The sequence below is a fragment of the Brotaphodocola sp. genome, from assembly GCF_050873365.1.
Taxonomy (GTDB): Bacteria; Bacillota; Clostridia; order Lachnospirales; family Lachnospiraceae; genus Brotaphodocola.
On sequence record NZ_JBNMIQ010000019.1, the window covers coordinates 38,837 to 59,316 of the forward strand.

The window sequence follows — 20,480 nt, forward strand, 5'->3', positions numbered from 1 at the left end:
ATGAGGACATTATGAATAATCAGTTACTGCATACCCCGGATGGTGTCCGGGACATTTACGGAGACGAATGTGCGAGAAAACTTGCTGTACAGGAGCAGATCCAGAATGTATTTCACCTGTATGGCTATCAGAATATCGAGACCCCGGCATTTGAGTTCTTTGACATTTTCAAGGCAGAGCGCGGAAGCGTGGACAGTCGGGAGATGTACAAGTTCTTCGACCGCGAGAACAATACGCTCGTTCTCCGACCGGATATCACCCCGTCGATCGCGCGCTGTGTGGCAAAGTATTTCATGGATGAACAGCTTCCCCTGCGCCTGTGTTACCTCGGTTCTACGTTCCAGAACAGCACGAGCTACCGCGGAAGACTCAAGGAGGCGACGCAGACCGGTGTGGAGATGATCGGAGATGATCTGATCGACGCAGATGCCGAGATGATCGCGATCGCAATCGATGCGTTAAAGGCAACCGGACTCAAGGAATTTCAGGTGGAGCTCGGTCAGGTGGATTTCTACCGCGGACTTCTCGAGGAAGCACACATGGACGAGGAGACTCAGGATCAGCTCAGAGAACTGATTGAGAACAAGAATTACTTCGGCGTTGAGGAGATCTTGAGTGAGCAGACGATGTCTCCGGAACTGAAGCGCCTCTTCTTAAAACTTCCGGAGCTCTTCGGTGACATTGATCAGATCCGCCTCGCAAAGTCGATGACCTCCAATCTGCGCGCGGTTCGTGCGATTGAGCGTCTTGAGAAGATTCAGGAAATTCTCGACAGCTACGGTCTTGGCGATTACGTTTCCTATGATCTCGGCATGCTGAGCAAGTACAGCTACTACACCGGTATCATTTTCAAGGCGTACACCTACGGAACCGGCGACTACATCGTGGCAGGAGGTCGTTATGACAAACTCCTTGAGCAGTTCGGAAAGAGCGCACCGGCAGTCGGATTCGCGATTGAGGTAGACCGCCTGATGTCCGCTCTGTCCCGCCAGAAGATCTGCACGAAGACGACAGGCGTTGACACGATGATTCTCTATGAGGAGAGTGCAAGAGCGGAGGCAATTCGCATGGCAGGAGAGTTCCGTGCCGAGAAAAAGTCTGTACAGCTTTTGAGAAAAGATTCCCTGCACAGTTTTTCCGAATATCTTGCATGTGCTTCCCGCCAGAAGATCAAAACGCTGATTTATCTTGACGGTGACGGCAAAAAAGCAGTAAAATACAGCACAGAAGACGGGGAGGTACAGGCATGAGATATCTGACCTTTGCGCTGGCGAAAGGCCGGCTTGCAAGTAAATCACTGGAGATGTTTGAGAAGATCGGCATTACCTGCGAGGAGATGAAGGACAAGAACTCCAGAAAGCTGATCTTTACGAATGAGGAACTCGGCTATCGTTTCTTCCTTGCGAAGGCGACGGATGTCCCGACTTATGTCGAGTACGGGGCAGCGGACATCGGAATCGTCGGAAAAGATACGATTCTCGAGGAGGGAAGAAAGCTCTACGAGGTTCTTGATCTCGGCATCGGACGCTGTCGGATGTGTGTCTGCGGTCCGGAGGAGGCGAGAGAGCGCTTAAAGCACCACGAGCTGATCCGCGTTGCGACAAAGTATCCGGCAATCGCAAAAGACTATTTCTACAACAAGAAGCACCAGACGGTTGAGATCATCAAGTTAAACGGCTCGATTGAGCTGGCTCCGATTGTCGGTCTGTCTGAGGTGATTGTCGACATCGTGGAGACCGGAACCACGCTTCGCGAGAATGGTCTGACGGTTCTCGAGGAGGTTTGTCCTCTTTCCGCACGCATGGTGGTCAATCAGGTCAGCATGAAGCGGGAAAATGAGCGCATCGGAAAAATTATCCGTGATTTAAAAACCCTGATTCAGGAACAGCAGGAGGCATAAAAAGATGAGAATTGTGACACTGGACGAGCAGAGCAAGAAAAATATCATGTCGGATCTGTTAAAGCGCGATCCGAACAATTATACCGAGTATGAGGATACGGTACAGGCGATTGTGGATGATGTCCGCAAGAGAAAGGATACGGCTCTTTTTGAGTACACGGCAAAGTTCGATAAGGCATCCCTCGATGCTTCCACGATCCGTGTGACGGATGCAGAGATTCAGGAGGCGCTGTCTCTCGTAGATCCGAACCTTCTGGCTGTGATGAAGAAATCCATGAAGAACATCCGTGAGTACCACGAGAAGCAGAAGAGATGCAGTTGGTTTGACAGCAAGCCGGACGGCACGATCCTCGGTCAGAAGATGACGGCTCTTGAGAGTGTCGGTGTCTACGTTCCGGGTGGAAAGGCAGCTTATCCGTCCTCCGTTCTGATGAACATCATTCCGGCAGAGGTTGCAGGTGTAAAGAGAATCGTCATGGTGACTCCTCCGGGAAAAGACGGAAAAGTCAATCCGGTTACCCTGATCGCCGCTCACCTTGCAGGTGCAACGGAAGTCTACAAAGTCGGCGGAGCACAGGCAATCGCAGCCCTCGCATTTGGAACCGAGTCGATTCCGCGCGTCAACAAGATCGTTGGACCGGGCAACATCTTCGTCGCACTCGCAAAGAAAGCGGTATATGGATATGTGAGCATCGACAGCATTGCCGGACCGAGTGAGATCCTTGTTCTCGCAGATGACAGCGCAAACCCGCATTTCGTTGCAGCGGATCTTCTGTCTCAGGCAGAGCATGATGAGCTTGCTTCCGCAATCCTTGTCACAACGAGCATGGAGTTTGCAAAGAAGGTATCCGCTGAGGTGGATGGCTATCTTCCGAAACTTTCCCGCCGTGAGATCCTTGAGAAGTCTCTCGACAACTACGGCTACATTCTTGTGACCGAGACGATGAAAGAGGCGATTGACACCGTCAATGAGATCGCACCGGAGCATCTTGAGATTGTGACCCGCAATCCGTTCGAGGATATGACGAGAATCCAGAATGCCGGAGCAATCTTCCTCGGTGAGTACAGCTCCGAGCCTCTCGGTGACTATTTTGCAGGTCCGAACCATGTCCTTCCGACAAACGGCACGGCAAAGTTCTTCTCCCCGCTCAATGTCGATGATTTCGTGAAGAAATCCAGCATTATCTACTACTCGAGAGAGGCTCTTGAGCGCGCACACAAGGATATCGAGACGTTTGCAGAGGCAGAGCATCTGACGGCTCATGCAAATTCTGTCCGCGTTCGTTTTGAGGATTAACGATAAATAACGATAAAACATCCAAGAAGCAAAATAAAAATGGATGAAGGATACTTGCAGGGTTCTTTGAAGAACTCGGAACATAAATTGAAATACAAATTGTAACATAAATTGGAAGATCAATAAAAACTCAAAAAATAAATAAAAGCAGGGAGCAGAAAGATGAGCGGGATGGAACGAATCGCGAGCATGGAGCGAAACACGAATGAGACGAAGATCAAGATGACTCTGAATCTGGATGGAACGGGAAAGGCAGAGATTCACACGGGAATCGGATTTTTTGACCATATGCTGAATGGATTTGCCCGCCACGGACTTTTTGATCTGTCCGTCACGGTCGATGGAGATCTCGAGGTGGATACCCATCACACGATCGAGGATACCGGTATCGTGCTTGGAAAGGTAATCCGCGAGGCAGTCGGCGACAAGAAGGGAATTGTGCGGTATGGATCAAGCATTCTTCCGATGGATGAGGCTCTGGTTCTGTGTGCGCTGGATCTGTGTGGTCGCCCGTATCTCGTCTACGATCTGAATCTTGACCGGGAAAAAGTTGGAGATCTCGAGACGGAGATGGTCAGAGAATTCTTCTATGCGGTTTCCTACGGTGCGGAGATGAATCTGCACATCAAGCAGATCAATGGTCTGAACAACCACCACCTCATCGAGGCGACGTTCAAGGCATTTGCAAAAGCTCTCGATCAGGCAACCCGCTTTGATCCCCGCATCACCGATGTGCTCTCCACAAAAGGCACGCTTTGATTGAAAACATAGGAGGAAAAACTCATGCAGTTATATCCCGCGATTGATATGAAGGGCGGACGTTGTGTCCGTCTCACACTTGGTCTGTTCGACCAGGAAAAGGTGTATTCCGACCGTCCGGCAGAGATGGCAAAGCGCTGGGTGAGCGAAGGAGCAACTTTTCTTCACCTTGTCGATCTCGACGGTGCACTCGCCGGTCACTCGGTCAATGAGGAGGCGATCCGCGAGATCGTGAAATCGGTCAATGTTCCGGTTCAGCTCGGCGGTGGTATCCGCAGTGCAGAGGCAGTCCGCTACATGCTTGATCTCGGAATTACCCGCTGCATCATCGGCACGAAGGCAGTGGAGAATCCGGAGTTTGTCAAGGAACTGGTTGAGACCTTCGGTCCGGAGCACATCGTGGTCGGTGTGGACGCAAAGAATGGCATGGTTGCCGTCGAGGGCTGGGAGAAGACGAGCAGTATCTCCGCGACTGATCTCTGCCTTCAGATGAAGACATATGGCGTGGAACACATCGTGTATACCGATATTTCCCGTGATGGAACGCTTTCCGGTCCGAACGTAACGGCAACGAGAGAGCTGACGGAGAAGACCGGACTTGATGTCATCGCTTCCGGCGGTGTTTCCTGCATGGAAGATCTCGTTGCCTTAAACGAGAATCACATTCGCGGAGCGATCATCGGAAAAGCACTGTATGAGAACCGCATTGCACTTCGTGACGCGATCGAGCGTTTTGAGGGTCAAAAATAATAACGGATAAGTAAAGTAAAAGAGGGGAAACTATGACAACAGAGACAAAACGACTGATCACAGCCGTCGGATGTAAAAACAAACAGGCAATTCAGCTTGGAGCAGACGGAAAACTTTTAAAACCGCTTGCGCCGTTAGAGGAGTCCCTGCTCGCAGTCGCAGAGAAGATCAATAACAGTGGAGCGGATGAACTCTTGATTCTTGACCTCTCTGAGAACGATGAGGAGCATGAGGCAGTTATCGGATCGATCAAGGAGACCGCCCGTGTGATCGATCTGCCGATTCTTGTCGGTGGTCGTGTAAAACGCATGGAGGACGTCAAAAAGTACCTGTATGCAGGTGCAAAAGCAGTCTTCCTCGATGCAGACAAGCCGGAGAATGTTGATCTGATCCGCGAGGTTTCCAACCGTTTCGGAAATGAGAAGATCTTCGTGGCTGTTTCTGATGAAAACGCACTTGCGCGCGCAGAGGAGTTTGCACAGCTTGGAGCCTCACTTCTGATCGTTGATGCTTCTGTTTCGGAGACAGAAAACGCGACAGATGCGACTGCCAAAAAGCCGGGAAGCCTTCCGTATCTTGCTGTCTGTGCAGAGAATCCGACTGCCGAGACCATTTACCAGGATCTCAAGGCAGAAACCTGCGAGGGTGTGATCCTGACTGCAATCGAGGGCGAGGAGATTTCCTACATGGAGCTCAAACAGGAGCTCTCTGCGATGGGATGCCAGATGGATACGCTGACTTCTTCTGTGCCGTGGAGTGATTTCAAGCTCGGTCCGAATGGACTGATTCCGGTCATCGTTCAGGATTTCAAGACCGATGAGGTGCTGATGCTCGCCTACATGAACGAGCAGGCATTTGAGGATACGCTGAGAACCGGAAAGATGCACTATTACAGCAGAAGCCGTCAGAGTCAGTGGATGAAGGGAGAGACCTCCGGCCATTTCCAGTATGTGAAATCCTTAAAACTTGACTGCGACAACGATACGATCCTTGCAAAGGTTCACCCGATCGGACCTGCCTGCCATACCGGTTCTCACAACTGTTTCTTCCAGACGCTTGCAGAGAAGGATTACAAGGAGACGAATCCGTTAAAGGTATTTGAGGATGTCTATGCAGTCATCAAGGATCGCAAGATTCACCCGAAGGAAGGTTCTTACACCAACTACCTGTTTGACAAGGGAATTGATAAGATCTTAAAGAAAGTGGGAGAGGAATGTACGGAGATTGTCATTGCGGCAAAGAATCCGGACCCGGAGGAGATCAAGTATGAGATTTCCGATTTCCTGTATCACGCAATGGTTCTGATGGTTCAGAAAGGCGTGACCTGGGAGGAAATTACCGAGGAATTGGCAAACCGTTGATTGCTCTGATTGCGCTGATTGCGCTGATTGCGCGAATCGGAGCAAATTTGGAGATTTCGTTGCCGTTTTGAAATCTGAAATCTTTCCTTGACTTTTTGGGGAAGTTTCGATACTATTAGAACAATAACTTGATTCATATTCGTGATGATAGGATGATAGAACGAGTTATTCAACAAAAACATCAACAAAGTCGAAAGAAAAAGGGGCTGTGCACGTGAGTTGCAGATTTGCAATCAGGTGCCAGTCCTTTTTTCCTGTGTCGAGCGATTATCTGTCTATGATCGATTACTGATCGATTATCCATCGAGCGATTTGTGTCGATGCTTTTCTTTGTTTTTCTTTGGAGGTATGATTACCAATCTTTGACAGAACCGTCAAAGGCACGGCGGGCAGAGTTGCTACCGCGCTCGTTTGCCGGATAAAGCTCTACCGCGTCATCGGCAAGCTCAATTCCGATACCCGGGGCATCCGGAATCATCATGCATCCATTCTCAAAGCGAAGCGGTTCTTTGACCATTCGATCCTCCGCGCCGTTTAAGCAGAAGCCCGGAAGTTCCTGAATTCCAAGGTTCGGAATCGACGCGCAGATCTGAAGGCAGGCAGCGGTGGAAACCGGTCCGAGCGGATTGTGCGGGATGACGAGAACATCGTGTGCTTCCGCGAGGGCGCAGATCTTTTTGCTTGTCGTGATACCGCCGACTGCGCAGACATCCGGGCGGACATACTGGCAGGCATGGCGCGCCATCAGAACCTCAAATTCGCGCAGGTCGATGGCTCTCTCTCCGGTCGCGATCGGAACCCCAACTTTGGATGCGACCTCCGCCATGGTGTCTACATTGTCCGGTGGAACAGGGTCTTCAAGAATCATTGGGCGATACGGTTCCACGGCACGTCCGAATGCAACCGCCTCCGGGAGCGTCATTCCACGGTGAACTTCTAAAACAAAGTCAAAGTCGTCGCCAACGGCTTCCCGGCAGATGCGCACTTTCTCGACTTCCCTTGTAATTCGGCTTGAGAAAAACTCCCCTTTGCCGTCAGGAGCGTTTACCGGACCGTTACAGAAGATCTTTGCAGCGGTAAATCCCATCTGCTGAAGCTCTTGGTATTGTTTTGCGAGTTCCTCGTTGTTCTCAGTCAGATGCATGACGGAGGCATAGACGCGCACCTTATCGCGGGTCTTTCCGCCCAAAAGCTCGTAGACCGGAACACCGAGCGCTTTTCCCTTGATATCCCACAGTGCAATGTCGATTGCGGAGATTGCGCTCATGATGACGGAACCGCGGAAATAGACGGAACGCAGGAAGTTCTGGTTGAAATCCTCAATGCGAAACGGATCTTTTCCGATCAGATAATCGGCAAATTTTTCAATCGCGCTGGCAGTCGCCTGCAAGTATCCCCAGTTTCCAGCCTCACCAAGTCCGACAATTCCGGCATCGGTATAGATCTGCACAAACAGATAGTGTTTTGCGAAACGAAGTTTTACGTCTGTAATCTTCATAAACGAATTCCTTTCTTTTTCTTTCCGTTAGTGAAAGTATTAGTGAAATATAAGATAAAACTATTAAAATGGCGGTAAAACGGTCATTGTATATGTCGTTGTGTTTATCCTACCAGAATCCATTCGTCTTGTCGCTCCAAATATTTACAGATTTTTTACATCACACCTGTCTCACCCTCGGGATTTTATCCCATTTTCCCAAATCGAGTTCCACATAAAATCAAAACATTTCCCCTGTGAACCTTGTCAAAAACTTGACCATTTTCTTGTGCATTCTGCCGATTCTCTCGTTTGTGATTTTTGTATAAATCTGAAAACAATCGTTGACAGACATGATTTCATCGGATATGCTGAGAGTAATACATGGAGAAACAAATTGATGAAAGGTTTTCTTCCTGTTCTTTGTTCCAAATTTTTTGACAGGGAAAATGTTTGGATTTTCAATAAGAAATTTGAATACCAAAATTGAATATCAAAATACAGAAATGACAGGAAAGGAGGAAAAAACATGAATCAAGCGAACTATGAGATGGATCTCTTGCGTGAAAATATTCATCTGCGCTGTTTTGCACACAGCATTATGAATTACCGTTATCACTGGCATCCGGATGAGTATGAACTGAGCATTGCACTTCAGGGGACTCAAGAATACTGTCGTGGAACAGAAACCCATGTGTTAGAAGAAGATGACCTTATTCTGACCGCACCTGGCAATGGTCACGCCTCGATGCGACGACAGGCGGGAACCCGTGCGCTGGTACTCCATTTTTCTGCAAATGCGTTAAAATTGCTTGTGAAAAAGGGATATATCTATCAGTTTCCATCCTGCCTTTCCAGTGCGGAAACACGTCAGGAAAAACGGTTTTGTCAAATTCGATTTTATGCCAGTCAGATCTGGAATGCGCTTGAATCAGGCGAGTCGGGTGGGCTATATGCACAGTTGAGCGCAAAGGCAAACCTGGAACTGCTGTTGATTACCCTATTTACGGAATTTGATCCTCAGCAGTTTAATCTGATTTCGGAGGACGATAAACGGCGGGCATCGATGCGTCTTCTGCTCAACTATGTGGAAGAACACTATACGGAGAAGCTCACCTTGGAGAATCTCGCGGACTATGCCCAGTATAACCGTACCTATGTCTCCACACTGTTCAAACAGATGGTGGGAATCAATTTTCATGAATATCTGACTCGGGTGCGTTTTCAGCACGCCTTAAACGACCTGACTTACACGAAGGAAAATCTGACGGATATTGCACTGAAAAACGGATTTCCGGACTTAAAAACGCTGACAGCTCGTTTCCGATCGACTCTGCTTCGCACACCGGCAGAATTCCGGGCATCTTTAAATCCGGATGATCTTTTCTACGAGAAACAGAGACGATTTCTCACCCCGGAGGATGTGGTGTTGAGGAGAAAACTTGAGGAATATACACGGATAGGCGGAATCGCCTGAAAATCGCATAAAAAGGAGAAAACTTAAGGAGGAGTTCTTATGAGTGATCTGACAGAAAAAGAAAAAATGCAAAGACAGATGCTTTACGATGCAAACTACAATCAGGAGTTGAAAGCGGAGCGACTGCACGCGAAAGAGCTGTGTTACGAGTACAATCACTTGCGTCCGACAGAAGAGACAAGACAAAAAGAAATCATGAAGGAGCTTCTCGGCAAGACGAAGGAATCCTTTGAGATTCTGGCACCGTTTTTCTGCGATTACGGGTACAATATTGAAGTGGGGGAAAACTTCTTTTCCAATTACAATCTGGTCATTCTGGACTGTGCAAAAGTGACGTTCGGAGACAACGTATTCATCGCGCCGAACTGCGGATTCTATACGGCAGGTCACCCGATTGATTTTGAACGTCGAAATGCAGGGCTTGAGTACGCCTATCCGATCACAGTCGGCGACAATGTGTGGATTGGTGGCGGTGTTCAGGTGATGCCGGGAGTCACGATCGGCAGTAATGTCGTGATCGGTGGGGGAAGTGTTGTCGTCAAAGACATCCCGAGCAATTCTGTGGCGGTCGGCAATCCCTGCAAGGTGATTCGCCCAATCACGGAAAACGATAAAAAAACGCAATGGGATCGTTAGACGGATGTCGAGTGGAAGTATTCAGAAAAATGTGCTATAATAGGAGCACTTTAAGTCAGCGAAAACTTCTCTGACAAAATGGTAAATAGTAAATAAGGGTAAATAAAGGAGCAAAAAATCATGTCAAATATTACGGATCGTTTTCTTCGCTATGTTTTAGTCGATACAGAATCCATGAGTGATCAGGAGGCATTTCCGAGCACAGAAAAGCAGAAAAACCTCGGAATTATGTTAAAAGAAGAGCTGACCGCCCTTGGCGCACAGGATGTGCGGATGGATGATTACGGATATGTCTATGCACGGATTCCGGCAAATACGACAAAGAAGATTCCGGCGGTTGGATTTATCTCTCATATGGATACTTCACCGGATTGCCCGGGAAATGGCATTCATCCACAGATCATCCGCAATTATGACGGAAAGACGATCCGCATGAACGCCAAGACCGGGGAGACGATGAGCCCGGAGCGTTTTCCGGAGCTTTTGCGCTATATGGGACAGGATCTGATCACGACCGATGGCACGACACTCCTCGGCGCAGATGACAAGGCTGGTGTTGCCGAGATTATGACGATGGCAGAGTATCTGCTGACGCATCCGGAGATCGAGCACGGAACGATTTGCATTGGATTTACACCGGATGAGGAAGTCGGACGCGGTGCAGATTTCTTTGATGTGGAGGGATTTGGCGCAGATGTGGCTTACACCGTCGATGGCGGGGCACTCGGAGAGATCGAGTACGAGAACTTCAATGCCGCTTCCGCAAAGCTCCATATCAACGGAGTCAACATTCATCCGGGTTCCGCAAGAGGTCAGATGAAAAATGCACTCTTGATCGGAATGGAACTTCAGCAGATGCTTCCGATGTTCCAGAATCCGGCATGTACAGACGGCTATGAGGGATTCTTCCATCTGAACAACATGTCCGGAGACGTGGAGAATGCTTACATGAACTATATCATCCGTGACCATGACCGCGCAAAGTTTGAGGAGAAGAAGGCGCTGATGACCAGTGTTGTTTCCTATCTCAACACAAAGTACGGGGAGGGAACGGTTGAGCTGAATCTGAAAGATTCCTATTACAATATGCGCGAGAAGATTGAACCGCACAAGTACCTGATCGAGATTGCGGAGAATGCGATGAAGTCTCTCGATGTAGAGCCGGTCGTGTGTCCGATCCGCGGAGGTACAGACGGTGCTCGCCTCTCCTACAAGGGACTTCCATGCCCGAACCTGTGCGCAGGCGGTCACAATTTCCACGGAAGATATGAGTACGTCTGCATTCAGTCGATGGAAAAGATTGCAGATATTCTCGTGGAGATCGTCAAAGCGTTTGCAGAGCGCTAAAAAAACGTTTGCAAAGTGCTAAAAGAATCTTTTGAAAGAAATAAATTCTAATTGGGTAATGGGTAAGTGGAAGAAAACTCAATGAAACTCAGAAACTCAATAAAAAAGGACAGAATAAGACAGAGAGACAGGGGGAAAACGATATGAATGAAATTTGTCTGAGAGAGATGTGCTCCTACATTTCAGAAGAGACAGAGAACCTTTTTCTGGAATATACCGCACGCTTTATTCGCCAGACAACAAGACGCCAGTACGCCGGTCTTCTGGCTCTGTTCTGTCGCGAGACAAAGTGTGATTTTATGGAGATCACACCGGAAAAGACGGATCGGTTTTTCCGGAATCACACAAAGAGCAGTACCATAAAGACACTCCAGTGGCAGATCGCAGCTTTGCGGGGCTTTGCGCGTTTTATAGACGAGAAACAGGCGGCGGCGCAGGAAGAAGAGCAAGATCAAAATCAGAAACAAGATCAAGAAAAATCAGAAGCTCAAGAAGAACAAGAAGTAGAAGGGGCAGCGGGTGCAGACAGAGTATCAGCAAAAGCACAATTCCAAGACGTGCCAGCCCAAGAGGCCAAAGATGCGCAAGGGTCGGAGACAACTGCAAACCCAGAAGGTCATTTCGAGAGTGCATTTCCGAAAATGCAGTTTGAGTGGTCTCTGCAACCGATCGCGCCGATCCCCAAACTTGAACATGTGGATCAGGTGTTGACTTACTTCTATGAGAGGGACGATCTCACGATGTTTGTGGCGATCTCCACGATCTTGCGCTGTGGTCTGACAACGAGGGAGTTGTGTGGATTAAATGTCGGTCACATCTTTATGGATGCAGATGGAAAAAAGGGAATGATCATTCCGGATACTCATCGCAGAGAGAGAAAGATTAAGATTCCGGATGATCTGTTTGATCTGATTGTCCGTCTGATTCCGGCGCAGGCAGAAAAAGACTTTCCTGTCTTTCGCTTACGGCGCTTTGAAAAACGTCTGTCTGCCCGTATGCTGGAACACTACATCAAGGATGCGTGTGAAGCACTTGAGATCCCCCCGTTTACGATGACTCAGCTTCGCAACCTCGCTGTCGCAAGCATGGTTCAGGGAGGTGCTCCGGCACAGGCTGTCTCCGATTATCTTGGAACAGATATTCTCTGGATCACCCGATATGATGTTGCTGTACCGGAACTCAAGGACTCCGCTGTGGATTATCATCATATTTACATTAAAAAAATCTGATGATAAAAGATGATAAAAAATAAGTAATTGACAAGAACTTCCCGCATATGATAGAATCAGAACACATATTAGGGAGTAGTTCACATCGGATGATTTTGATCTTTTTGATCTCCGGTGTTGTGCTGGTCGTCATCACGCAACTGTTTTTTCGTTGCCGGACAGCACACATAATAGAAATTAGAAATGGAACGAGACTTTTATTGCTTTGCATGTCAAGAAAAGTGACAAATGCCACTGGTATTTTCACTGCTTGTACATGTTTTGTGCAGTAAAGGTCTCTTTTTTGTTGCCAAGATTTTTGATCCATATTTACGAATTTCTGAAACAAAAAAGCGTTTTCTGCACATGATTTTCTTATCATTTCATCAAATGAGATCCTCGTCATCAAAGATTAAAGATTTATCAAACAATGAAAAAGGAGCGAAGAAAAATGATGCAGAAAGAAGTATGGAGCCAGTCGGTTGACGAAGTACTCCGCCGTTTCAAGACAACGCGGTCAGGATTATCGAGTGAGACTGCCAGAGAGCGGTTGCAGACAACGGGTGAAAATATCTTAGAGGAGGGAAAAAAGAAGACAGCGGGACAGATTTTTCTCAGTCAGTTTTGTGATCTTCTCGTCGTGATTCTGCTGATTGCAGGAGGAATTTCGATGATTTCCGGAAATTTGGAGAGCACTGCCGTAATCCTGCTTGTTCTGGTGGCAAATGCGATTCTCGGAACAATCCAACAGATCAAAGCGGAGCAGTCTCTTGCAAGTCTCAAAAATCTCGCCTCTCCGAACAGCCGAGTGATTCGTGATGGGAAAAAGATTGAGATTCCGTCACGGGAAATCGTGACCGGGGATCTTCTGGAATTGGAAGCGGGAGATCTCATCCCCGCAGATGGAAGAATTATAGAGAGTTACTCGCTTCAGGTCGATGAGAGTTCTCTGACCGGAGAGACTACCCACATAGAAAAAAGAGAAGTTCTGCTTTCAGGCGAGACGCCGTTAGCTGACCGCACCAATATGATCTACTCGGGAAGCCTTGTCGCGTATGGGCGAGCGGTAGCGGTTGTGACGGCAACGGGAATGCAGACAGAGATTGGAAAAATTGCAGGGATGATTCATCAGGCAGGTGAACGCAAAACTCCGCTTCAGCGAAGTTTAGATCAGTTCAGCCAGAAACTCGCAATTCTGATTCTAATGGTATGTGCTCTCGTTTTTGCACTCTGCATTTCCCGTGGAATGACGGTTCTTGATGCGTTGCTCTTTGCAGTCGCACTTGCCGTTGCAGCGATTCCGGAAGCTCTGACCTCGATTGTGACGATCGTGCAGGCATTTGGCACGCAGAGAATGGCAAAAGAACATGCCATCATCAAAAAGCTCAGTGCGGTGGAGAGCCTTGGCTCGGTTTCTGTGATTTGCTCCGATAAAACAGGAACACTGACTCAGAATAAGATGACAGTTCAGCAGATTTTTGTAAATGGAAACGTAATCGAAGCAAAGAATCTCGATATGGCTGACCAGACACAGCGATATTTGGTTTATGATGCAGTTTTGACAAATGACTCGAGCATGGTCAATGGACAGAGACTTGGAGATCCGACAGAATCCGCACTCTTAGAGATGTTTCGGGAAATTCCGGCATTTTCTGATCAGAGTTATCTTGGAAAACAGGGAATGAGTGAGGAGATTCTCCGAGAGATGATGAGAAGACTTGAAGAAATCCCGTTTGATTCAGATAGAAAACTGATGAGCACGAAATATCGAATTCACGGTCAGGAAACGATTCTGACGAAAGGGGCGGTAGATGTTCTGCTTGATCGCTGTATCTGGGTTCGAGATCAAAATGGGGCTCATCCGATGACAGAAAGCGAAAAAGAGAAGATTCGGAGGCAGAATCAGCGCTTTTCGGAAAAAGGACTGCGCGTATTGGCATTTGCATACAAGGAATCCTGCGAACCGCTGTGCAAAGAAGCAGAGTGCGACTATGTGTTTCTCGGACTGATTTCCATGGCTGATCCACCACGTGCAGAGTCCATCAAGGCAGTGAGAGATGCCAAATCTGCGGGAATCCGAACCGTCATGATTACAGGCGATCACAAGATAACCGCAGTCGCAATCGCCCGTGAGATTGGTCTGTTTGAAGATGGGGATCTGGCGTTGACCGGCATGGAGTTGGATCGGATGAGTGAGGAGGAATTAGACCAAACGATTGAGAAAATCTCAGTCTATGCGCGAGTTTCACCGGAAAATAAGATCCGAATTGTCCGTGCCTGGCAGAGGTCCGGAAAACTGGTCGCAATGACCGGAGATGGAGTCAACGATGCTCCTGCACTCAAAAAGGCAGATATCGGAGTGGCAATGGGAATCACCGGAACCGAAGTGTCAAAAGATGCGTCTGACATGATTCTCACGGATGACAACTTTGCCACGATCATTCGGGCGGTCGCAAACGGAAGAACCGTATACAGAAATATTAAAAATGCAGTAAGCTACCTGTTGTCGGGGAATACCGCTGCCATTCTCGTCGTTTTATATACTTCCTTGCGGGCACTTCCGCTCCCATTTGTGCCTGTACAGCTCTTATTTATCAATCTGCTCACCGACTCCCTTCCGGCACTGGCAATCGGAATCGAGCCTGCAGATGAGGGTGTTCTGAAAGAAAAACCGAGAGATCCGAAAGAAGGGTTACTGAACCGGGAATTCTTGATCAAAATGTTTACGGAAGGCGCACTGATTGCACTCTCAACAATTTTCGCCTTCTCGATTGGGCTTAGACAGAGCGATGTTATGGCATCAACGATGGCATTTGCAACCATCACGCTCGCAAGACTTTTTCATGGATTTAACTGCCGAAGCAAGTTATCCCTTCTGGCGCTTGGTTTAAAGAGCAATCCTTCTAGCCTGCTTGCGTTTGGAATCGGAGCCGGCTTTCTCGCATTTGTTGTGGGAGTTCCGGCATTTCACGGTCTTTTTCAGATTCAGGCGATGAGCATACAAGATTTGTGGCAGACGGTATTCCTTGCTCTGATTCCAACATTGGTAATTCAGAGTTCTCGGGTGATTTACGAAAGAAGAAAGGGAGAAAAAACTCGTTGAGTTTACATAATTTATTTATGTAAACTATATGCAATTCAAAGTCGATGTTTCCCTCCTTTACAGGGGGATCGTATATATGGGGATCGCAAACTTTCTCAGGGTGGAATGGACTTTCACTTGTGGTCTCTTTATATTATAATAAGAATAAGACAAACATTTTTATTTAATTGTATTTAACAAAAATCAGTAATTAGTAGGGTGAGGAAAGAAAAGTATGAAGGCAATCTCGGTTTATGCGCTCACGAGGACTCAGAGTCTGGAACATTTGCAGAAATTGGAACGACAGCTATCGGGAAGAACCAGCTTTCTGAAAATGCGAAAGTGGGAATGGGAGAGTATGCGAGATCTGACGGATCAGTTGGAGGCTCATATGCCAGAAATAGCCCACCTTCGTTTTTTCTACTCGTTCCAGATTCCACGCCTTGGAAAAGAATTTGATCTTCTTCAAATCAAGGAAGACCAGATTTTAAACATCGAGTTGAAGAGCGGGGTCGTATCCGATGAGGCGATTCGACGACAGCTTTTGCAGAATCGATATTATCTGTCTGTCCTTGGAAAACCGATCCGTTCCTACACCTATATCAGTAGTCAGAAACGGCTTGTGCGCCTGACAAATCATGATCATCTTGCAGAGACTGACTGGGGAAAACTGTGTGAAGAACTGAAAAATACAAGCAAGGATTATGATGGAAATATTGAGGAACTGTTTCGCGCAGAGCTTTATCTGATTTCTCCGCTCACGGAGCCGTCACGCTTCTTAAAAAAAGAGTATTTTCTGACGGCTCAACAGAGGGAGATTGAACGGCAGATCTTAAAGAAAATTCGCGCGGAGAAAACAGGATTGTTCTGGTTTACCGGTCTTCCAGGGACCGGAAAGACTTTGCTTTTGTATGATCTTGCAATGAAACTCTCTGTCAAACAGCAGGTTTGCATGATTCACTGCGGAGATGCGAAAGCACAGTGGAATCTCCTCCATGAGCGTCTGCAACGAATTGAATATGCGCCGCTTTCTTCCATCGGTAATCTCAGTACCACTCCGATTTCAGACTGTACTTGTACTTATCGTGATCATAGCGATCACTGTGACGAGGCTCGTGACGGTGAGTGTGACTGTAACTTCGATTTTTCGCGATTTCATGCAATCTTCGTTGATGAGGCACATCTGCTTTCACCGAAGACACTGGCACTGTTACTGAAATCCTGCAAAGACCGCCCAATCATCTTTTCAAGCGACTGTGAGGATATGATTTCACCAGAAGAGTTAGATCGAACGACGCTACATGAGCTGAAAAACTTATCCGGTATTCAGACCTATCATCTGACAAACCGAATCCGCACAAATGCCGAATTGTCTTTTTATATTCAGAGCATGATGCATCTTTCTCACAGACGACCGTCATTCTCTTATCCTCATATCTCGGTTGTCTATGCCAACAATGAGAGTGAGGCGGACTGTCTGCTTGCAGATTACCGAACCCGCGGATATATCTGCGAGAGAGAAACACAAAGTCCAGAGCTGGAGCGAGTGGCTGACCGAATTGCAGTCCTGATCGATGAGCGGTACTATTATGATGAGCAGGGCTATCTGCGTTCGACAGATCAAAGTGTCTGGAATCTCTTCAGCCGTCTGAATCAGGCAAAAGAAGAGTTGGCTTTTGTGGTAAAGGCGAATGAGGCGGTGTATGCAACGCTGTTGGGACTGTTGTTTTAACACGCCGTGAGCAATTCATCCCCCCACCTCTTTCGGGTCGCTTAAAAGAAATTCACATTTTGTTTCGAGGACAGCCAAATACCGAAATCAGTAAATTTATTAATGCATATAAATCCGCAAGTAGTCGTCTCAAAGTCGGAGTAGTTCACATAGCTATTTGAACAGCTACGCTACATCCAACAAATTTATATATTGATATTGACGAGGAAAAACACAGCAATGGACATTTATCAAAGAATGAAAGAAGTTTTCAAACGAATCCCGGACAAGACGGTGACCACCTATGGGCAGATCGCACTCTTATGTGGGGCACCAAACCATTCCCGACAGGTGGGGTATGCCCTGCGCTCAGATCGTCTGGGCGATGTTCCTGCCTTTCGAGTTGTCAACTCCAAGGGATTCTTGAGTGGCGCGAGTGCCTTTGAATATCCGGGACTTCAACGAAAACTTTTGGAACAGGATGGGATTTATGTACAGATAACACAAGATGGTGATCGCGTCGACTTAAAACGATATGGCTGGCGACCGTCCATGGAGGAAGCTGAGGAGCTATATACGCTTTTTCAGTCACTGGGAATCTAAACGTAAATGCGTTTGGCTCTGAAAATCGGCGAAAAAGAATAAAAACGGAAAGCGAAGAATGAAAAGCAGAAAAGAAAGGATATAGGCAAACAATGCATCAGATGAATCGTCAAGAATTACTCTATAAAATTAAAGCATATAAACCGTACAACGAACAGGAAGAAAAAGATCAAATTTTGATTGCAAATTGGATCGAAGACCACGAAGATGCATTTTCGCGCGAGAATCCGGTGGCACATATGACAGCATCAGCTTGGGTTGTCAATAGGGACAGAAGCAAGGTTCTGATGGTGTACCACAATATTTATGATTCCTGGTCGTGGCTTGGAGGACATGCGGATGGTGAGACAGATCTTTTAGCTGTCGCAATTCGCGAGGTAAAGGAGGAAGCGGGGCTCTCCGATGTTCGCCCAGTATCAAGTGAGATTTTTTCGTTGGAGTCTCTTACCGTGGATGGTCATGTAAAAAAAGGCAAATATGTATCCAGCCATCTGCACCTGAATGTGACGTATCTGTTAGAAGCAGATTCGGATGAGCATGTGTCGATAAAGGCAGACGAAAATAGTGGAGTGGCATGGTTTACACCGGAGGAAGCCTTAAAAAAGTCTACGGAGCCGTGGTTCGTGGAGCATGTGTATACAAAACTCATAGAAAAAGAACGGGAAAATCGAATTTAGAAATTTAGAATTCAATTGGGACAGAAAAGTAGGCAAAAATTAAACGTGGATAAAACAAATAAAACAAGAAAGAAGAAAAGAAGACCATATGAAATTATATGAAGTAAAGGAAAATGAAAGAAAATCTTTGATAGATCAATTAGTAGCGGTTTGGGAATCTTCTGTTCGAGAGACTCATCTGTTTCTCAGTGAGGAGGAAATTCAGAGGATTAAAACATATGTTCCCTATGCGCTTAATGGGGTAACACATTTGATTGTCGCTGAGCGTGAGCCTGAATGTCCGGTGGCTTTTATGGGAGTGGAAGGGCAGCGGTTGGAAATGCTGTTTCTCTCTCCAGACAAACGGGGAGCGGGACTTGGCAGAAAACTTTTGGAGTATGGAATCAAGCACTATGGGATACAGGAAGTCACAGTCAACGAACAAAATCCTCAGGCAGTCGGATTTTATGAACATATGGGTTTTGAGACTTACAAGAGGACAGAGGTTGATGAGGAGGGTGGACCGTACCCGCTGTTATATATGAGACTTGTATAACTAGAAAAATAACTCAGGAAGGGAGATTATTCCTTTTCTGAGTTATTTTTCTGCTAAGCAATTAAATACAACACTATTCTTTGTCTGAGGAATCCCCTTCATCCTTCAAAAACTTTAAGCGGTTTTTATCAAAGTCAATGTAGAAGCGGGTGGTGGTGGAGGAATCTGCATGTCCCAGTGCATGCTGGACAAGAGAGACATCGCCACCGCTTCGCTCATAGAGCTGGGTTCCGAAGCTCTTGCGCAGGAGATGAGCGGAGAATTTCACATTCGGGGGCAGGACGAATCGACCGTATTCTTTTACGATCTGACCGACGCGATTGATCGTAATTCGCGTTCCACGGTTTGACACAAACAGCGGTCCGTTTGCCTTCTTTTCTTTTTCACTTTTCATCTTCATCAGAACCGGGCGTTCCAGTTCAATGTAGTCGGAGAGGGCAGTGAGCACCTCTTTTTTGAAGTAGACGAACTCGGTATGTCCACCTTTTCGCCGAACAAGCAGTCGCTGTTCCTCAAGATCCAGATCGTACATATCAATATTCAATAATTCGGAAATACGGATACCGGTTCCGAGAAAAAGCATAATAATCGCATTGTCACGCAATTTTGTCTTTTCAAAGAAAACTTTCTCGCGCTCAGTTTTCTGCGAACCGGTCTGAACATTCTTCTTGAGCCGTTTTGTTTCAGCATCTGTGAGGGCGACAATCGGTTTCTTCGGAACTTTCGGAATATCGACATAAGTCGCCGGATTTTTCGTCATGTATTCATTGATGACCATGTATTTGAAAAACGCCTTGAGTGAGGCGAGCTTTCGCCGTTTTCCGGACGGAGAATTTTCAAATACCTGAATCTTTTCTTTTCCGGTTGGAGTCGTCCGCGTGATATAGTTGCCTTCGGCGTCTTTCATCGAGTATTCGTCCAAGTATGCCAAAAACATAACAATGTCATTTGGGCGAAGCTGATCCAGAGCATCCATCGGGATCTCGGCGATCGACGGGTATGGGAAGCGGTCAGGAATCGCCTCGAGGAGATACTTCAGAAATACACGCAGATCAATCGCGTAGGCGACTTTGGTTTTGGGCTGATAGACGGAGTCCTTGGCATAGAAAAAGTTTACGACGTAGTCAGGGAGTTCCCTTAGAATTTCCCTTAATTTTTCAGATTCGCTTTTCATAGGAATAGATCAATCCTTTCTATATTTTTTATGATTTATGAGTTGTTTTTCTGGTTTTTCGTGAAATAGAATTAATTTTTAAAATCAACAGCAAAAGTTCTGATAAAACAACACTTTAAAAATATTTATTCTGAAAATCCTCTCAGATCAAATATTTTTAGGTTTAAGCGATAAAAGTTACGTTTGAAGTATAAAAATCGCTCGTTTTTAGAGCCTGATTCGGGGCTCTAAATAAGTATATCACAAGTCGTTTATTTTGACTATATTTTTGTGATAAACTTACGTTTATCACAAAAATTAAAATTTATCACAATTTATCCCTCTCTACTACCCTTTATCGCTATATATTTCGGCTCTATGTCAATAGTTGGGGTGGGATTCATGAGAATCCTACTCCATTCCTGACATCAGAGCCATTTTTATATACAGCTCTGATACATCCTGTTTTTGGGCATGCCAAATAAGCCTCCCTCATTTACCGACCAA

The 20,480-nt window shown here is 46.7% G+C and carries 17 protein-coding genes and 1 pseudogene; 16 read left to right on the forward strand and 2 right to left on the reverse strand.

The window, feature by feature from the left end; genetic code table 11:
- Positions 1-11: 11 nt before the first annotated feature.
- From hisZ to hisIE, 6 genes are all read left to right on the forward strand, one after another.
- Positions 12-1,250, forward strand: a complete 1,239-nt coding sequence (gene hisZ, locus ACR0QT_RS09815) for an ATP phosphoribosyltransferase regulatory subunit (RefSeq protein WP_432630617.1) — start codon at positions 12-14, stop codon at positions 1,248-1,250.
- Entirely contained in the window at positions 1,247-1,900 is a 654-nt protein-coding gene (gene hisG, locus ACR0QT_RS09820; RefSeq protein ID WP_432630618.1) for an ATP phosphoribosyltransferase, read from the forward strand. Before hisZ ends, hisG begins: the two co-directional genes overlap by 4 nt.
- A gap of 4 nt (positions 1,901-1,904) precedes the next feature.
- A complete protein-coding gene (gene hisD / locus ACR0QT_RS09825) occupies positions 1,905-3,197 on the forward strand; it encodes a histidinol dehydrogenase (RefSeq protein ID WP_177976759.1) in 1,293 nt (430 codons plus the stop codon).
- A 171-nt stretch (positions 3,198-3,368) separates the two neighbouring features.
- Positions 3,369-3,956: an imidazoleglycerol-phosphate dehydratase HisB gene (gene hisB / locus ACR0QT_RS09830; RefSeq protein ID WP_432630633.1), complete on the forward strand. Its 588-nt coding sequence runs from the start codon at positions 3,369-3,371 to the stop codon at positions 3,954-3,956.
- Positions 3,957-3,980: 24 nt separating this feature from the next.
- The gene (hisA, locus tag ACR0QT_RS09835; RefSeq protein WP_432630619.1) at positions 3,981-4,706 is read left to right on the forward strand and encodes a 1-(5-phosphoribosyl)-5-[(5-phosphoribosylamino)methylideneamino]imidazole-4-carboxamide isomerase; all 726 of its coding nucleotides are present in this window, start codon (positions 3,981-3,983) and stop codon (positions 4,704-4,706) included.
- Positions 4,707-4,738: 32 nt separating this feature from the next.
- Positions 4,739-6,067 carry a bifunctional phosphoribosyl-AMP cyclohydrolase/phosphoribosyl-ATP diphosphatase HisIE gene (hisIE, locus tag ACR0QT_RS09840; protein WP_432630620.1) on the forward strand — a complete coding sequence of 443 codons (1,329 nt, stop codon included), beginning with the start codon at positions 4,739-4,741 and terminating at the stop codon, positions 6,065-6,067.
- Positions 6,068-6,419: 352 nt separating this feature from the next.
- Here hisIE and ACR0QT_RS09845 read toward each other — a convergent pair whose 3' ends face one another.
- Positions 6,420-7,565, reverse strand: coding sequence for a mandelate racemase/muconate lactonizing enzyme family protein (locus ACR0QT_RS09845; protein ID WP_432630621.1), 1,146 nt, complete (start codon positions 7,563-7,565; stop codon positions 6,420-6,422).
- Between the two features lie 508 nt (positions 7,566-8,073).
- Between ACR0QT_RS09845 and ACR0QT_RS09850 the strand changes: the two genes are divergently transcribed.
- From ACR0QT_RS09850 to ACR0QT_RS09895, 10 genes and pseudogenes are all read left to right on the forward strand, one after another.
- The gene (locus tag ACR0QT_RS09850; protein ID WP_432630622.1) at positions 8,074-9,021 is read left to right on the forward strand and encodes an AraC family transcriptional regulator; all 948 of its coding nucleotides are present in this window, start codon (positions 8,074-8,076) and stop codon (positions 9,019-9,021) included.
- A gap of 48 nt (positions 9,022-9,069) precedes the next feature.
- Complete coding sequence (locus tag ACR0QT_RS09855) at positions 9,070-9,657, forward strand: sugar O-acetyltransferase (protein ID WP_432630634.1); 588 nt, start codon at positions 9,070-9,072, stop codon at positions 9,655-9,657.
- 120 nt (positions 9,658-9,777) lie between these two features.
- Complete coding sequence (gene pepT / locus ACR0QT_RS09860; RefSeq protein WP_432630623.1) at positions 9,778-11,004, forward strand: peptidase T; 1,227 nt, start codon at positions 9,778-9,780, stop codon at positions 11,002-11,004.
- A gap of 143 nt (positions 11,005-11,147) precedes the next feature.
- Positions 11,148-12,233, forward strand: a complete 1,086-nt coding sequence (locus ACR0QT_RS09865; RefSeq protein ID WP_432630624.1) for a tyrosine-type recombinase/integrase — start codon at positions 11,148-11,150, stop codon at positions 12,231-12,233.
- Between the two features lie 430 nt (positions 12,234-12,663).
- The gene (locus ACR0QT_RS09870; RefSeq protein WP_432630625.1) at positions 12,664-15,315 is read left to right on the forward strand and encodes a cation-translocating P-type ATPase; all 2,652 of its coding nucleotides are present in this window, start codon (positions 12,664-12,666) and stop codon (positions 15,313-15,315) included.
- A 214-nt stretch (positions 15,316-15,529) separates the two neighbouring features.
- The gene (locus tag ACR0QT_RS09875; protein ID WP_432630626.1) at positions 15,530-17,026 is read left to right on the forward strand and encodes an ATP-binding protein; all 1,497 of its coding nucleotides are present in this window, start codon (positions 15,530-15,532) and stop codon (positions 17,024-17,026) included.
- A gap of 50 nt (positions 17,027-17,076) precedes the next feature.
- A pseudogene (locus ACR0QT_RS09880) lies at positions 17,077-17,157 on the forward strand (transposase); the annotation flags it as partial.
- Between the two features lie 88 nt (positions 17,158-17,245).
- Positions 17,246-17,608, forward strand: coding sequence for an MGMT family protein (locus ACR0QT_RS09885; protein WP_432630627.1), 363 nt, complete (start codon positions 17,246-17,248; stop codon positions 17,606-17,608).
- A gap of 92 nt (positions 17,609-17,700) precedes the next feature.
- Entirely contained in the window at positions 17,701-18,285 is a 585-nt protein-coding gene (locus ACR0QT_RS09890; RefSeq protein ID WP_432630628.1) for an NUDIX hydrolase, read from the forward strand.
- An 88-nt stretch (positions 18,286-18,373) separates the two neighbouring features.
- Positions 18,374-18,820: a GNAT family N-acetyltransferase gene (locus ACR0QT_RS09895; RefSeq protein ID WP_432630629.1), complete on the forward strand. Its 447-nt coding sequence runs from the start codon at positions 18,374-18,376 to the stop codon at positions 18,818-18,820.
- Between the two features lie 73 nt (positions 18,821-18,893).
- On the opposite strand, the gene ACR0QT_RS09900 is transcribed toward ACR0QT_RS09895, so the two are convergent.
- On the reverse strand, positions 18,894-19,994 hold the full coding sequence (locus tag ACR0QT_RS09900) for a tyrosine-type recombinase/integrase (protein WP_432630630.1): 1,101 nt from the start codon (positions 19,992-19,994) through the stop codon (positions 18,894-18,896).
- Positions 19,995-20,480: the final 486 nt, after the last annotated feature.

Coding starts and splice junctions, on each gene's coding strand:
- hisZ (WP_432630617.1), top strand. CDS start 12: ATGAATAATCAGTTACTGCATACCCCGGATGGTGTCCGGGACATTTAC.
- hisG (WP_432630618.1), top strand. CDS start 1,247: ATGAGATATCTGACCTTTGCGCTGGCGAAAGGCCGGCTTGCAAGTAAA.
- hisD (WP_177976759.1), top strand. CDS start 1,905: ATGAGAATTGTGACACTGGACGAGCAGAGCAAGAAAAATATCATGTCG.
- hisB (WP_432630633.1), top strand. CDS start 3,369: ATGGAACGAATCGCGAGCATGGAGCGAAACACGAATGAGACGAAGATC.
- hisA (WP_432630619.1), top strand. CDS start 3,981: ATGCAGTTATATCCCGCGATTGATATGAAGGGCGGACGTTGTGTCCGT.
- hisIE (WP_432630620.1), top strand. CDS start 4,739: ATGACAACAGAGACAAAACGACTGATCACAGCCGTCGGATGTAAAAAC.
- ACR0QT_RS09845 (WP_432630621.1), bottom strand. CDS start 7,565: ATGAAGATTACAGACGTAAAACTTCGTTTCGCAAAACACTATCTGTTT.
- ACR0QT_RS09850 (WP_432630622.1), top strand. CDS start 8,074: ATGAATCAAGCGAACTATGAGATGGATCTCTTGCGTGAAAATATTCAT.
- pepT (WP_432630623.1), top strand. CDS start 9,778: ATGTCAAATATTACGGATCGTTTTCTTCGCTATGTTTTAGTCGATACA.
- ACR0QT_RS09865 (WP_432630624.1), top strand. CDS start 11,148: ATGAATGAAATTTGTCTGAGAGAGATGTGCTCCTACATTTCAGAAGAG.
- ACR0QT_RS09870 (WP_432630625.1), top strand. CDS start 12,664: ATGATGCAGAAAGAAGTATGGAGCCAGTCGGTTGACGAAGTACTCCGC.
- ACR0QT_RS09875 (WP_432630626.1), top strand. CDS start 15,530: ATGAAGGCAATCTCGGTTTATGCGCTCACGAGGACTCAGAGTCTGGAA.
- ACR0QT_RS09885 (WP_432630627.1), top strand. CDS start 17,246: ATGGACATTTATCAAAGAATGAAAGAAGTTTTCAAACGAATCCCGGAC.
- ACR0QT_RS09890 (WP_432630628.1), top strand. CDS start 17,701: ATGCATCAGATGAATCGTCAAGAATTACTCTATAAAATTAAAGCATAT.
- ACR0QT_RS09895 (WP_432630629.1), top strand. CDS start 18,374: ATGAAATTATATGAAGTAAAGGAAAATGAAAGAAAATCTTTGATAGAT.
- ACR0QT_RS09900 (WP_432630630.1), bottom strand. CDS start 19,994: ATGAAAAGCGAATCTGAAAAATTAAGGGAAATTCTAAGGGAACTCCCT.